The organism is Paenibacillus sp. 1781tsa1 (assembly GCF_024159265.1).
GTDB lineage: Bacteria > Bacillota > Bacilli > Paenibacillales > Paenibacillaceae > Paenibacillus.
Window position 1 is genome coordinate 1,062,212 of sequence record NZ_JAMYWY010000001.1, and the last position, 14,144, is coordinate 1,076,355.

General features: G+C 45.3%; 11 protein-coding genes. 8 read left to right on the plus strand and 3 right to left on the minus strand.

Features of this window, described 5'->3' with window-relative positions; genetic code table 11:
• Nucleotides 1–329 precede the first annotated feature (329 nt).
• The 3 genes from NKT06_RS04740 to NKT06_RS04750 all read left to right on the plus strand — a co-directional run bounded on the left by NKT06_RS04740 (nt 330) and on the right by NKT06_RS04750 (nt 3,833).
• Complete coding sequence (locus NKT06_RS04740; protein WP_253430614.1) at nt 330–821, plus strand: RNA polymerase sigma factor; 492 nt, start codon at nt 330–332, stop codon at nt 819–821.
• On the plus strand, nt 818–1,828 hold the full coding sequence (locus tag NKT06_RS04745; protein ID WP_253430617.1) for an anti-sigma factor: 1,011 nt from the start codon (nt 818–820) through the stop codon (nt 1,826–1,828). The genes NKT06_RS04740 and NKT06_RS04745 overlap by 4 nt, the downstream gene beginning before the upstream one ends.
• Nucleotides 1,829–2,078: 250 nt before the next feature.
• Nucleotides 2,079–3,833 carry a methyl-accepting chemotaxis protein gene (locus NKT06_RS04750; RefSeq protein ID WP_253430620.1) on the plus strand — a complete coding sequence of 585 codons (1,755 nt, stop codon included), beginning with the start codon at nt 2,079–2,081 and terminating at the stop codon, nt 3,831–3,833.
• A 172-nt stretch (nt 3,834–4,005) separates the two neighbouring features.
• On the opposite strand, the gene NKT06_RS04755 is transcribed toward NKT06_RS04750, so the two are convergent.
• Nucleotides 4,006–4,911: a LysR family transcriptional regulator gene (locus NKT06_RS04755; protein ID WP_253430623.1), complete on the minus strand. Its 906-nt coding sequence runs from the start codon at nt 4,909–4,911 to the stop codon at nt 4,006–4,008.
• Between the two features lie 331 nt (nt 4,912–5,242).
• Between NKT06_RS04755 and NKT06_RS04760 the strand changes: the two genes are divergently transcribed.
• A complete protein-coding gene (locus tag NKT06_RS04760; RefSeq protein WP_253430627.1) occupies nt 5,243–6,286 on the plus strand; it encodes a 2,3-butanediol dehydrogenase in 1,044 nt (347 codons plus the stop codon).
• 187 nt (nt 6,287–6,473) lie between these two features.
• Here NKT06_RS04760 and NKT06_RS04765 read toward each other — a convergent pair whose 3' ends face one another.
• The gene (locus NKT06_RS04765) at nt 6,474–6,986 is read right to left on the minus strand and encodes a GNAT family N-acetyltransferase (RefSeq protein WP_253430630.1); all 513 of its coding nucleotides are present in this window, start codon (nt 6,984–6,986) and stop codon (nt 6,474–6,476) included.
• 129 nt (nt 6,987–7,115) lie between these two features.
• Nucleotides 7,116–7,880 carry a helix-turn-helix transcriptional regulator gene (locus tag NKT06_RS04770; RefSeq protein WP_253430633.1) on the minus strand — a complete coding sequence of 255 codons (765 nt, stop codon included), beginning with the start codon at nt 7,878–7,880 and terminating at the stop codon, nt 7,116–7,118.
• Nucleotides 7,881–8,062: 182 nt separating this feature from the next.
• On the opposite strand from NKT06_RS04770, the gene NKT06_RS04775 reads away from it, so the two are divergent.
• The 4 genes from NKT06_RS04775 (at nt 8,063) to NKT06_RS04790 (ending at nt 14,142) form a co-directional block, all read left to right on the plus strand.
• Nucleotides 8,063–10,384, plus strand: coding sequence for a beta-L-arabinofuranosidase domain-containing protein (locus NKT06_RS04775; protein WP_253430636.1), 2,322 nt, complete (start codon nt 8,063–8,065; stop codon nt 10,382–10,384).
• Nucleotides 10,385–10,464: 80 nt separating this feature from the next.
• On the plus strand, nt 10,465–11,031 hold the full coding sequence (locus tag NKT06_RS04780; protein WP_253430640.1) for a Uma2 family endonuclease: 567 nt from the start codon (nt 10,465–10,467) through the stop codon (nt 11,029–11,031).
• A gap of 678 nt (nt 11,032–11,709) precedes the next feature.
• Complete coding sequence (locus NKT06_RS04785) at nt 11,710–12,441, plus strand: hypothetical protein (RefSeq protein ID WP_367399887.1); 732 nt, start codon at nt 11,710–11,712, stop codon at nt 12,439–12,441.
• A 12-nt stretch (nt 12,442–12,453) separates the two neighbouring features.
• A complete protein-coding gene (locus NKT06_RS04790; protein ID WP_253430645.1) occupies nt 12,454–14,142 on the plus strand; it encodes a vWA domain-containing protein in 1,689 nt (562 codons plus the stop codon).
• Nucleotides 14,143–14,144 lie beyond the last annotated feature (2 nt).

Genomic DNA, 14,144 nt, shown 5'->3' on the forward strand with positions numbered 1-14,144 from the left:
TTGTATGCACTAAAGGAACGATCTTATTTACGGAAATGGAAAAACTTTTTTCGCTATATCTGTCGAACTGAGACGTAAATATAATACATAGATCAGTGTTTCATTTTGAAGGTAAAAGTATATAAACTCTATTATAGTTAAAGGTGGTTAATTAGATAAATCTTATAATAGTTGACTAAACTCTGACGCGTATGTCAGGGTTTTTCTTTGTATAGATGTGTAGCCGTTTCATCAGAACGCATAAAGAAGAATGCCAGTTTAAGAAATTTTTCTCGGAACTTTTAACATTTCGGATGCCTGTTCGTTATACCTATGAAAGGTGGTGAAGCATGGACGCCGGACAAATCAATGAACTGTTACAGCCAAAGCTAACTGAAATCCGGCATTATTTGATTAGACTTGGTGCTTGTCCAGCCGATGCAGAGGATATAGTGCAGGAAACTGTGTATAAAGCGTTTCTATATATAGACTCAATCGAAAATGAAAAGCTAAGTGCCTGGCTGTATAAAGTGGCTATTAACCGGTATTATGATCTTTGCCGTCGAAAAAAATGGACTATGGTTCCAATCGATATGATGGAAATACCGGATTCTAAACTGCCTGAAGATGGTCTGTTGCAACAGGAAAAGAAAGAGGAAGTAGAGGCTGTTCTCAGTCAGCTTGCTCCACTGCATAGGCAGCTTCTAATCATGAAGTATGAGATGGAGTTTTCGTACCAAGAAATAGCGAATTTGCTCGGCATGCGGATCGAACACGTTAAATCGTCGTTATACCAGGGGAGACAGCAGTTTAAAAAGAAGTATAGGAGTGAGATAAAATGAACGAACAACATAAAGAGAGTGATTCAGTAAATATAAGCAAGATGGTCAGGAAGGCTAAGCGGACAACGACGATTCGTACTGTTATGATTTCCCTTCTAGTATCTTTAATTGCGTTTTTTGGAGTAATGCTGGGTAATCAGTATCTTACAAACTGGAGTTACAGTCGTGCAGACCATAGTGAGCAGATTATGAATCTAATTAGTGGACCCGATGAAAAGCAGACAGGACAGGTCAATTACAGTGGTTTCCTTAACGGCAGCTTTCAGTATTATACCGTTAAAGTCATAGAGGGCGTACCGATCCCTTGGGCGGATAAAAAAATAAATTATCAAGTGTTTCCATTTATTAATTTTAGCTCTTTTGGAGGGGATACGTCACCATCTATTTCGTTACAGGATGAGACCATGAAAGAACAAGGTTATGAGTATACACGTAGCTACAATGGATTAAATGGGCAGAGAGAAATGTTGTTTTACATTCCCAAAGTAAATTATAACGGGAAAATTCTTAATGATCTTCCATTACTTCAAGAAATGCCTCAAGACAAGCTTGTAGAAATGGCAGTTTCCTTTGACAAGGATTACTCTTTAAAAGAAGTGAAGCAGCTGCTTCCTGCCGAGTTAACCCAGACTTGGTATTGGGTGGATACGTATGACAACAAATCATTTTATGATCCCTACACTGATGGCAATGGGAATAAGAGTTACGCAACACCGGACCCGGAAGATTGGGTCAAAGGCTTCGGCAATTCGGATCCCGATTCAACTGAAGTGAGTGAGAAAACTTTCTTGGAAGCTTTGGAACAGGGGGTCCAACTGAAAGGACAATATCAGTACGATTTCAATCGGATATACAATTATTTAAAAAAAGATAAGGCCAGACCTGATGAAAGTGATATTCGTATTATAGGGGTAGTGGTTACAGGTACAACAAAAGAACTTCAAGCGTTAAGTGGGCAGCCTTATGTGAGAGGTGTAACTTTGGGGGCTGTGGTAGACCCATTTTAAGAGTGAGCTTCACTGGAGTTAACGGTAAAGTACAATACAAAAACATCGTCAGTATAAGACTGCCGGTGTTTTTGTATTGTACTTTTGTTCCTACCATAGCCATGATAGCGTTTTTATGTTAACCCAATATTTTCTTGCCTAATTCGACATATTCGTTTACTATTTTCCCATACTTAGTGCTTCAAGCATGCGTTTTTTGGGTAGCGCCTAGTCAAAAAGGCTTGGGTTCACGGGAGAGGAAGAGGAGCGGATGATCGGTTTTTTTAGAAAACGTTTGGTTGTACGCATTGTTGCAGTCGTTACACTGGCCATGACGGTTATAGCTGTTGGCAGCATGCTGTTACAGGTGGCCAATATGAAACTGGCTGCACAGGAGGCCATTTCGAGTTACAATATCCAAATTGCTCAGAGTTATGTGAATCAGCTGGATACAGCATCTTATGCCGAGTTTGCCAAGGATCCCAAAGAGAATGACGCATTCTTGAAGATTCGTGATGAACTGGATGATTTTCGCGTAAGTATTGGTGCAATGTATGTCTATTTCGTCAAAATAGATGACAAAGGTACCCCGCTTATTATGGTGGATGGTATGAAGGATGCGGATAAAGCCTCACCGATTAATGAAGTAACGGATATCCCTCAGGAGGCTGTGCAGAAGCTGTTGCTGGGGCAACCAGCCAGTTCTTCAATCATTAACAATGAGGAGTATGGCAACTATATTTCCTCTTACGCTCCGATGCTCGATAGTAATGGCGCTGTAACAGGTGTAATTGGTATCGATACGGCGGTATCGGTGATCGGAAGCATTGAATCGGATATCATGAAATCGAGTATTCCCTTCTATGCCTTATTGCTACTAATTACTCTTATAGGTATTGCCGTTGTCATGTGGTTTATCGTAAGGGGACTGCGACCACTTCAACCGCTGAAGGCGAGTGTGGAAAAAATGGCGCAGGGTGAGCTTGCAGAAGCCAACCAAATTTTGACGTCGTATAATCTGAAAAGCAAAGATGAGATTGGAACCACATATCAAGCGATGATACATATGTCCGGCAACTTGAATAAGATCGTGAGTAACATGGTTGAAGGCGTGGCAGTAACCACCAATATTTTATCAGACTCAACCAAACAATTTAATCGCAGTACCGACGAGATGCTTGAGATGAGCAAGACGGTTGACCAGTCTGTCGAACAGATTAGGCAAGGGGCGCATACGCAGAAGCAGGGTGCGAGCGATAGTGCGAATGCAATGGAAGAGATTGCCAAAGGCATAACGGACATTTCCGAATCTTCCATGATAGTATCTGATGCAGCAACAAGTGCCCTAGCTACAGCAGAGTCCGGTAAACAGAGCATGACAATGATGAAAACACAGATGGAGAGCATCTCCCATGTCTCAGGTGAAGTTGTAGCGATGGTTCAGGTGCTGAACAACTATTCCCAGGAGATTGGTGGTGCCCTGCACACGGTTCGTGATTTTGCGAGTCAGACGAAGCTGCTTGCGCTTAATGCATCCATTGAAGCAGCTCATGCAGGCGAACATGGCAGAGGTTTTGCGGTTGTGGCGGATGAAGTTCGCAAGCTTGCTGAGGCCTCAAGCACATCTATGGAACGGATCTCCGACTTGCTGCTTCGCATTCAACAAGAATCACAGCAGATTGGGTCACAGATGGGGGTTACCGCACAGGAGATTGGACAAGGTGTTACGATTACCGTAGAAGCGGAGCAAGCTTTCGCTCATGTGGTTGATGCATTCCAACTAGTGACTCGTCGCATTCAAGAAGTCTCCGCTGCGGCAGAGGAAATCTCGGCAGGATCGGAAGAGGCCGCAGCCTCCGTCAATACGATCTCGCAGATCTCAGCCGGGGTCTCGGATCATTCGGATAAAATCTATCGCTTGATGCGTGAACAGTCGGCCATGTTCAACAGGGTGGCGCAGACTTCTACCATGCTGGAGCAGCAGACCAACGAGATGAGCGAAGCCGTGCGTAAAGTGAAAGTATAGTTTGAATAAGGTATACCAATAGTAATCCAAGAGGTAGTCAGAAAAGAGCCGGGTTTATTGTAAGCCAGTGTAACGATGTAATGCAAAAAAAGTGCTCCGTTCCCGGAGAAGTTGGTGTGTATCCCAAACTTCCTTCAGAGGCGTGAAGCACTTTTTGCTTTTCATATCACTTTTATAGATGATCCAGCTCTATCGCCTGTCTGAAGCGTCGGGCGAATCGTTCTGCGGCTACAGCGGCCTCCTTGGATTCCGTCTGCACGAAGCCAATTTGCATTTTCGGTTGATCGATTCCAACGATCTCTACCATCTTCACTAGACCTTCCTTCCATAATGGATTTTGGTAAAAGGAAAAGTCGTGACCAATCGTGGCGGCAATATCGTTTCGTAACACCATGTTGATGGCTTCTGAATTATTTGTTTTGAACAGAATGGACAGAGACCCATGATCATAGGTGAATTCCCTGATGAAGTCTTCAATGAAACCATCTCGATAGAGTGCCAGCTTGTGTTCTTTTAATTGATCAGGTGAAACACGGCTGTGCTTGGCAAGTTCAGACAGGTGATGAGTACCAACTACCAGCTTGCCCGAGTACATGGGACTGAAGTGAAGTCCATCGAATTCCCGCAATTGTTTGGCATAGATCGCGATAAAGCCCAGATGGGTTTTGTTACTCCGAATATCCTCGATAATTTCCATGGACCCTTTCTCTTCAATCGAGATGTTAAGTTGCGGGTGCTCACGCTTCATATCTGCAGCAGATTGGACAAGATAGGGCATGACACTTGGAAAAGTAGCCACATGAAGCTCTCCGCTAAGAGAGGAGGTTTCTGCGTTCAGGGATTTCAATTCATCAATCCGCTGCAAAATGTCCAGTGCCTTGGCAATGAATTGTTTGCCTTCGGGAGTGGGATGAGTTCCCTGCCGCGAGCGTTCGAACAGGATGATACCCAATTCTTTCTCCAGACGATGAACCGATTGGCTGATCGCCGATTGTGTGACATGCAGGTGCTCCGAGGCGGCGGAGAATGATTGCGTTTTTGCAATTTCAACGACATATTCGAGCTGTTCCAGATTCATGAGTTCATCTCCGTTTACCATTAATACAACTAATGTTAACATTAGTATCTATAAATATGAATAATACATGAACAGCGATATAATATATAGACAAGCATTATAGTTCTTTACTATATAAGTAGACCTTAACGTTTACACCAGAAACGCAGAGTGCAGAACCAATCTGAAGAAGCAGAGCGTGCACCTTTATCACCGGATTTTTCCCTTGGATCAAGAGAATGAAGAAAATCTGGGGATAAGAGCGATCGAAAGATGGTACTGCATCAGCGTGATCAGGTGTAATAGTTCTAGTTCAACTTATATAGACAATCATATAAAGGGGATGAACTTCATGAAAGCAGCAGTATGGTATGCCCATAAAGATGTTCGTGTTGAAGATCGCGAGGTTCCGGTTGCTCAAGCGGGTCAGGTCAAAATCAAAGTGGAATATGCAGGGATCTGCGGCAGTGACTTGCATGCCTATCATCATGGTGTGGGGATTCAAGAAGGCGAGAATCATCCGCTCTCAGGACAGAAAGCGCCGCTGACATTGGGTCATGAATTTGCAGGGACCGTGAGTGAATTGGGGAGTAATGTAAGCGGTATCAGTTTGGGACAGCGAGTTGTGGTAGAGCCATTGTACCACTGTGGAAAATGCGAATACTGTATCCAGGGTCGTTACAACCAATGTACTCAATTTGGATTCGTTGGACTGAATGGTGATGGCGGTTTTGCGGAGTATGTTGTTGTTGAATCCTACATGGTTCATCCCATCCCGGATAACGTAACTTTTGAAGAAGGCGCGCTCGTTGAGCCTACAGCAGTAGCGTTTCATGCGGTTCGACACAGCAAACTGAAAGTGGGTAACAAAGTAGCCGTGTACGGAGCCGGTCCAATTGGATTATTGACCATTCTGTCTGCCAAAGCAGCAGGAGCTTCTGAAATCTATGCCGTTGATGTATTTGAGGAGCGTTTGGCCTTGGCAGCCAAGCTGGGGGCGATTCCGGTAAACAGTGCCAAAGTCAATGCAACCGAAGTGATTTTGCAGCAATCGGGCGGCATCGATGTGGCTTATGAAGCAGCAGGTGTGCAACCAACGATGGATAGCGCCATTGCGGTTGTCAAAAAAGGTGGAGAAGTTGTTGTCATCGCAGCAATTCCGAACCCGCTTCAAGTGAACTTCTTCGATCTTCTGGTGAAGGAAGCGAATCTGACAGCAACGCTGGCCTATCGCCACATTTTCCCTGAAGTGATTTCATTGATTGCGGAAGGATCGCTTGATGTGAAACAGGTCATCACCAAGAAAATCAAACTGGACGACATCGTAGAGGAAGGGCTGGAGCTGTTGATGAGCGACAAGAGCCATGCGAAGATTTTGGTGGAGATTGGCGGCTAAAGACTTTTCGCTAAAGAAGATAGATTTTCATATAAAACATAATTGATGTAATTATAAATCGTGAAAAGGACCGTTCATCCGCATGAATGGTCTTTTTCACGTTATTCAAGTAGAACACGCATCGTTCACTAGCTACTCTTTATGAATCAATTCTGCTGATCGCGGTTCGCTAAGCTAACACCCAAAACTAGGAATCATAGCGGTAGCAGATCGCCTTACCCCCGCTACTCTCGGAGCTGAATTCCTCATCCTCTGTAAATCCGAAACGCTCATATAAACGGATGGCATTGACCATCTGACCGCCTGTATATAAATACACCGTATTTTTGCCCATGTCTTTGGCAGATTCCACGCATTGCTGGAGCAGTTCTCTGGCGATCCCATGACCTCTCCATTTGGGATCAACACCTAATAGTCGAATAAATGGATAATCAATGGGCAATTCAAAGTTTGGATAGGCCTTATGCGCTGTTTCGAACAATTGGACGGTACCCACAATCTGATCATCAATTTTGGCAACCCACAATTGTGTCAGGTACGGATTAACCACTGACTCTCTAATGTCTTTTAAGTAAGCCTCCCAACGTTCATTTTGCTCAAATGTCTCCCGATACTCGGCATAACTTGCAACAAGGATATCTACGATCTCTGGATGGTCTGTTTCTGTGGCAGGAAGAATCGTAACGGCAGCCGTTGTCATCTTTTAATTCCTCTTCTCTTATGGGTTAAGTATGGAATATCGTTTTCTTGCATTTTACCATAACGGATTCCATCCGATTGATTCAAATTTTCTATAGTTCACTCAGTCATTTCTATAGATCATAGCGCATCAGCGATTGAGCTGTGTGGAATACAGATGATTGCGATATTCGGTTGGCGTATTGCCTTCGTATTGCTTGAACATGCGCAGGAATAGCTTGTAATCGGAGAAGCCGCACTGTCCGGCAATTTCTTTTACACTGGCATTGGTGTTCAGCAGCAGCTGTTTCGCCCGGCGAATACGTTCGGTGAGGATATAGGTTTTGAGTCCAGTGCCTTTCTCGCGCTTCACCATTTTGGAAATGTAGTCTTTGTTAAAATTAAAATTCTCCGCAATCTGACTCACCGTAATGTTTGTATGCAGATGAATATCGACCCACTTGCAGATATGGTCCACAATTGCATTGTGCGGGCGATAATCGGCCTCTATATTACGCTCCAGTTCTCTGAACAACAATAGCAGTGCAGCGTCGGCTTCCTCCGGTGAGAAGGATGACACATGCAGCAGCTGCTTAAATAACTGATTGGCCATGGAAGGTACCTGAATGGTGGCATGTGTCCTAAATTGGTCGAATTCTGGCTGGATGGCATCATAGTGAACCCAGTAGAAGCTGACGGGGGCATCGCTGATGCGGTAGCCATAGTGGGTGCGACCAGCGCGCAGAAACAACAGATCGTTGGCACGAACTACATATTGTTCCTCTTCTTCCGCGATGTACATCTCACCTTCCAGCATCAAAATGATCTCATGAACAGGCATGCTGCGTCTCATGTGGCTCCAGTTGCCGTCGGATATAAACTTGCCGCACAGGTAATGTTCCAGTGGCTTTTGCATAGGACGGATTAATCCACCTTTTCTTGGATTATGAGTCTGATGTAATTATATTTTATTTGATAATATGGGGATATTCAAGCTCTACAGTAGATTGATGAGTATTGGTCTTGTAGCTAATAAAACGGATTTTACCCCTCAAGAATGAATGGATATCTATTACATCCCGAGAAGGAGTGAGTGTCATGATTGATACGAAAAAAGGATTTCTGGGACCAGAACATGTAGAGCTGTTAAACGGTGTGTTCCAAACATCACAAGAGGTGGGGGAGCGTTACCTGTTATCGCTGGATATTGATCGATTCCTGGCTCCTTGCTTCGAGGCTCATGGTTTACCTGCCCGAAAAGAACGCTACGCGGGTTGGGAGGCACGTACGATCAGCGGACATTCCCTCGGACATTATCTGTCTGCCCTGGCTGTGACGTATCAGGCAACCGGGAATATGACATTAAAAGAAAGACTGGATTATGCTGTCACCGAACTAGCGAAAATCCAGCAGACCACGGGGAGCGGGTATATCGGTGGTTTGTCCGAAGAACCTTTCCACATGGCTTTTCGAGCAGAGAATATCGGTGGATTCAATATCGGTGAATATTGGGTTCCCTGGTACAGTGTGCACAAAATCTATCGCGGCCTGATTGATGCGTATAAACTCACTGGCAACGGACAGGCACTTGAGGTGGTTACTCGATTTGCAGACTGGGCGGTTGAAGGTTTGCTCCCGATGACAGAAGAACAGATGCAGACGATGCTTCAAAGTGAACACGGGGGCATGAATGAAGTATTTGCACACTTGTATGGGATCACGGGCAAAGCCTTATACCTTGAGATCGCCAATAAGTTTACTCATCAATTGATCCTGAGACCCTTAGAACATAAGCAGGACGATCTTCAAGGTAAACACGCCAATACGCAGATTCCCAAAGTGATCGGTGCTGCCGAAATCTACAATCAGGACCATACCCGTGAGAGTTATCGGACAGCAGCAGAGTTTTTCTGGGACACGACGGTGCATCATCGTTCCTACGTATTTGGAGCGACGAGCATTTCGGAGCATTATGAAGCAAAGGGCATGGAGAGTCTTGGTATCAAAACAGGAGAGAGCTGCTGTACTCACAACATGTTGCATCTAACGAAGCAACTCTTCGCCTGGAATCACGATAGCGGGTACATGGACTATTATGAAAACGCCATCTATAATCACATCCTCGGCACGCAGGACCCGGATACGGGGAACAAAACGTATTTTGCATCAACGCTGCAAGGCCACTACAAAATCTATGGTACTCACGACACCGCCTGGTGGTGCTGCACAGGATCAGGTATGGAGAACCCGGGCAAATATGCCGAGGCGATCTATTTTGAGGATGAACAGGACCTGTACGTCAACCTGTATATCGCTTCCCAGCTGGACTGGACCGCTCAGGGAATATCATTGAAGCTTGAAACCGCCTTTCCTTATTCGGAAAAGGTAACCCTGACGATCACCGGAGGCAACGCCTCGGCTCATCTAAGATTACGCGTGCCCTCATGGCTGCAAGAGCCAATGACGGCAACGGTTAACGGTGATACGGAACATCCGAATACACGGATGGAACCCGGCTACCTGTCCATCGACCGCACATGGTCTGCGGGCGATGTCATCACAATCACCCTGCCGATGTCGCTTCGCCAGTACACCTCCCGGGATGATACCCACAAAGTGGCATTCCTGTACGGCCCGATTGTACTCGCCGGTGCACTGGGAAATGAGGGACTTCCAGAGGACACGATTGTGGACGAAACGGCATTGAATCCCAAGACCGCACCTGTACCTGTGATCTGGACGGAGCAGGAGGATGTGCGAGAGTGGATCAAGGTCGTAGATGCAGACACGTTAACATTTGAACTTAGCAAGGATGTGACTTCCACAGGCGAAGCCGTGAAGCTTATTCCGTTCTATGATGTGCATCATGAATTTTATACCGTGTATTGGCCGTTTAACGATGAAGGTGATGCGCTGGAGAAAGAGTTGAACGATATTACGATCGACAGGGTTCAGGCTGACGGTCAGCAGGATGAGATTGGACATCAACTGGATAGCAACTGCCGTGGTGAGCACCACAACGGTTCAACCACAGATGGCCGTAAGAAGTTGCATATGTGGCGAGAGGCTTTTGGCATCAGCGGGGCTTACTTCAGTTACCAACTGGCAGTGGATCGCGGCGTAACCAATTACCTATGTGTGGCCTATTGGGGCGGAGATCATTCCCCGTTTGGGCGGGAAGGTACGTTATATGAGAGACAATTCACCATTACCGTGGATGGAGCAATCATTGGCGAGCAGCGAATTCATATGAACAAAATCGGCGAAGTGTTCTATGTGACCTATAATATTCCTGAGGCGGTTACATCAGGTAAAGACAGCGTTAAGGTCATGTTCCAGGCGGAAGGCGACAATGGCTGTGCCGGGAAAGTTGTCGAGGTACGCACCACGCGAAGCAAACCGGCATCACTCTTTGTATAAAGGGCATGGTGTGAAAAGGCGCAAACACAATGTTATAATGAAAATAAATTACGGTTAGTTGGGAAGAGGAGGTTGGAAGTGTGGCAAAACCCGATAATAAAGGTACTTATAACTTTCAGGATTGGTTAACTTGGGAGGGGGCATGGGAATTAATTAACGGCAAAGCTTTTAATATGTCTCCAGCACCCACTTCATTGCACCAGTTTATTGTGGGTGAGCTGCACTTCTCTTTGCGGACTTTTTTTCAGAATCGGAAATGTTTTGTGTTTGTTGCCCCTTTTGATGTGTATTTTAGCGAAAATGAACAATATGACCTGCCAGATCAAGTTGTACAGCCTGATTTATCGGTGGTTTGCTCCAAAGACCAGATATCTAAAAATGGCTGTCACGGTGCACCTTCATTAATTATCGAGGTGTTATCGCCCTCGACTGCGTTAAAGGATTTTAACGAAAAATTTAACTTGTATCAGAAATATGGTGTGAATGAATACTGGATTGTTGACCCCGGCAATCAAACCGTCCATGTGTACACGCTGGAGGATGGCAGTTACCAGACCCGTCATCTGTATACAGAGCAGGAAACAATTCAATCAGTTATATATCCCGAACTGGTAATCCCGATGGATTCGCTTTTCAAGTTCAGGTAGTGCGAAGCGTCAACCTGTCTGTTACAGAAGAAGTAATAAGGCGGTTGTTTTCTAATTTCTAACGAACTGCATACGTCTTATATGGGCAATATTGATGTGGTGGAAAATGTAACGAATCTCAGCGACGCTATTTCATTCGAAATAGGCGATAAACAACGTTTTTACACCTAATACGCGAATATAACGTTTCTCAGGTTCGTTACATTTTCAGATGAGCTGAAATGCACCGAATAGCGTCACTTCAGTTCGTTAGCTGTAGAATACGGCATCAAGATTTTATATAAGAACACCAAAAATGAAGAACCAATGCATAAGGGACGAAAGCGGATGATCTCCGATTCGTCCTTTTTACGTTGCTCTTTTCAGACAAGTCTTATATAAAAAATGACACGCCTAGCTATTTTCCACGTATTACCGGATAACATTTCTTCTCCACAATCTGCTGTCTCGTAAAACTCACTTTTAATGGATTGACCACCAAATTTCCTGCCAAGTTCTACGTTGTCCCTGAAAATATGAAATGGGATAAGCCCAAACCACGTATATTATTGAGTGTCCAAATATCCAATGTTATCCACCTGAGAGCGTTAACATCATGTACAATAAGAATAAGTTGAACAGGAAAATAACGACATAAAGCTTCAATATATAACATGAAAGGAGGTCGGATGATTGAACATGATCAAGTACATAAAATTGCTGGGATTGATCCTCGGTATTGTGGCTGTGGATGTTCTGGCATTCTCACCCGGCTTTATTGGGCTGAATTTCGGGGAGGGTGCATTCACAACTGCGCTATCCGTTACCCTGTTGTTCGGTAGTGCAATGGCACTTTTATATGGGAGTTACACCTTGCTGTTCAGACAGCCGATAGTCCTGCCCGTAAAGCATATCGAAACGCATGAAGATTACGTGGAAGCTTTATCTTTTTATAGACGCATCAAAGTCCTTGAAGAAGATATTACGCTAGGGCTGTCCCAACTTAGCCGGATGAAAAAGAAGAAAGAAACACTCCTGAATGTGCTTCATCAGCGGTTTGATCCCGGAGAACTGAGCTACAAAAAATTCGCATCGGTGACGCTGGAAGTGGAGAAGTTGTTATACCTGAACATTCGCAGTGTGCTGAACCGGTTGAATGTATTCGATGAAGCTGACTATGCCAACATGATGAAATCCAAATCCTCAACCCTACCCCAGAAACTTTTTCAGGAAAAAACCAAGGTATACAACGATTATCTGTCTTATGTGAAGAATGCATTACACACCAATGAGGAAATTTTGCTCAAGCTGGATCAGTTGTTACTGGAGATTTCACGCCTCGACAGCTTTGAAGCCGGAGATATTGAACAGATGCCTTGTATGCAGGAGATTGATCAGTTAATCAAGCACACCAAATTATACAGACAGTGAGGGGTTGCTCGTATGGCCAAGAAGGGAAAGTTTTTTTTCATATCGATTGTGATGCTGGTACTCGTATTTGGTCTGGTCTATGCAGGGATTACACTGACGTCGAACTTTGGCAAGTCGACCACACAGGTGAGCACAGAGAATGCAGGTAAGGAGCTGGGCAAACTGTACGCGGACATTGCACCAGCGACGGCGGAGCCGGTCAAAGGACAGATTGATCTCGATCCGGTCGATGTGGCGGAGTCACTGCCGGATATCTCCAAATTCGCAATTGCCGTAGAGAATACAACGAATGATTACGTCGAAATCTTCTCTTCCACGGAGAAGTCGGGCAGCGGGGTAGACGGCTGGTTAACTGAGGTGGGCGAGGAGTTCAACAAAGCGAATATCAGCGTTGGTGGAAAACCGGTATCGGTCAAAATTCGCAACATTGCCTCCGGAACGGCTACCGATTATATCAAGTCGGGCAAGTATATACCGGATGCATTCACACCTTCCAATGAACTGTGGGGCGAGATGGTTGAGGCCAGTGGGGTGAAGACAGAGATGGTCTCCAAGCGATTGGTTGGGAATGTTCCTGGTATTGTCATTTCTAAAGCCAAGTATGATGCACTGGTTGATACCTATGGCTCTGTTAATGTAAAAACCGTAACCGAAGCGATTGCCAACAATGAACTCGCGATGGGATATACCGATCCATTTGCCAGCTCCACCGGACTGAACTTCCTGGTGACTGCACTGAATACGTATGATAGTGCCAATCCGCTGGGCGAGAAGGCGATTGAGGGATTTGAGAAATTCCAGACGAATGTACCGTTTACGGCCTCGACAACCATTCAGATGCGGGAAGCTGCCAAGTCAGGCAGACTGGATGCCTTTGTACTCGAATACCAGACGTATGTGAATACCGCTGATCTGAAGAGTGGATACGTCTTTACACCTTTTGGCGTGAGACATGACAGTCCGCTGTATGCATTGGGACAATTGCCGCAGAACAAACAGGAGATTATCCAGAAGTTTGCGGAATTCGTTACTCAGGCGAAGTATCAACAATCAGCGGAAGAGTTTGGTTTCAACGGGTTGCAGGATTACAAATCCGAACTGGCCACCGTGGATGGCGGCACGTTGTTGTCTGCACAGAAAGTATGGAAAGAGAAGAAGAATGGCAGTAAACCTATTGCTGCCGTGTTCGTGACAGACGTGTCCGGAAGTATGGACGGCGAACCGCTTAACCGACTGAAGGAGTCTTTGCGCAAAGGTCAGAAGTATCTGGGCACAGACAACAGTATTGGCTTGGTTTCTTACTCCAGCGGGGTAACCGTGAATCTGCCGATTGCCAAGTATGATACGAACCAACAGTCCATGTTTGTCGGAACAGTGGATAGTCTGCAAGCTGGCGGAGGGACGGCGACCTTTGACGGGATCGTGGTAGCGATGAAGATGCTGGAAGATTACATGGCTGCTAATCCAAACGTGAAGCCGCTGATCTTTGTCCTGAGTGATGGCGAGACCAATGAAGGTCACACTCTGAAGGATATTCGAGAACTGGTCGAGACGTACAAAGTGCCAATCTATACGATCGGATACAACGCGGACATCAAGGCTCTGGAGAGCATCTCCAGCATTAACGAAGCGGCAAGCATCAATGCCGATACCGACGATGTCGTGTACAAGATCGGTAACCTGTTTAACGTACAGATGTAATC

Bases quoted from the DNA above. Each gene is read 5' to 3' on its own strand.
- NKT06_RS04765 (WP_253430630.1), bottom strand. From the start codon at position 6,986: ATGACAACGGCTGCCGTTACGATTCTTCCTGCCACAGAAACAGACCAT.
- NKT06_RS04750 (WP_253430620.1), top strand. From the start codon at position 2,079: ATGATCGGTTTTTTTAGAAAACGTTTGGTTGTACGCATTGTTGCAGTC.
- NKT06_RS04775 (WP_253430636.1), top strand. From the start codon at position 8,063: ATGATTGATACGAAAAAAGGATTTCTGGGACCAGAACATGTAGAGCTG.
- NKT06_RS04740 (WP_253430614.1), top strand. From the start codon at position 330: ATGGACGCCGGACAAATCAATGAACTGTTACAGCCAAAGCTAACTGAA.
- NKT06_RS04790 (WP_253430645.1), top strand. From the start codon at position 12,454: ATGGCCAAGAAGGGAAAGTTTTTTTTCATATCGATTGTGATGCTGGTA.
- NKT06_RS04755 (WP_253430623.1), bottom strand. From the start codon at position 4,911: ATGAATCTGGAACAGCTCGAATATGTCGTTGAAATTGCAAAAACGCAA.
- NKT06_RS04770 (WP_253430633.1), bottom strand. From the start codon at position 7,880: ATGCAAAAGCCACTGGAACATTACCTGTGCGGCAAGTTTATATCCGAC.
- NKT06_RS04785 (WP_367399887.1), top strand. From the start codon at position 11,710: ATGATCAAGTACATAAAATTGCTGGGATTGATCCTCGGTATTGTGGCT.
- NKT06_RS04745 (WP_253430617.1), top strand. From the start codon at position 818: ATGAACGAACAACATAAAGAGAGTGATTCAGTAAATATAAGCAAGATG.
- NKT06_RS04760 (WP_253430627.1), top strand. From the start codon at position 5,243: ATGAAAGCAGCAGTATGGTATGCCCATAAAGATGTTCGTGTTGAAGAT.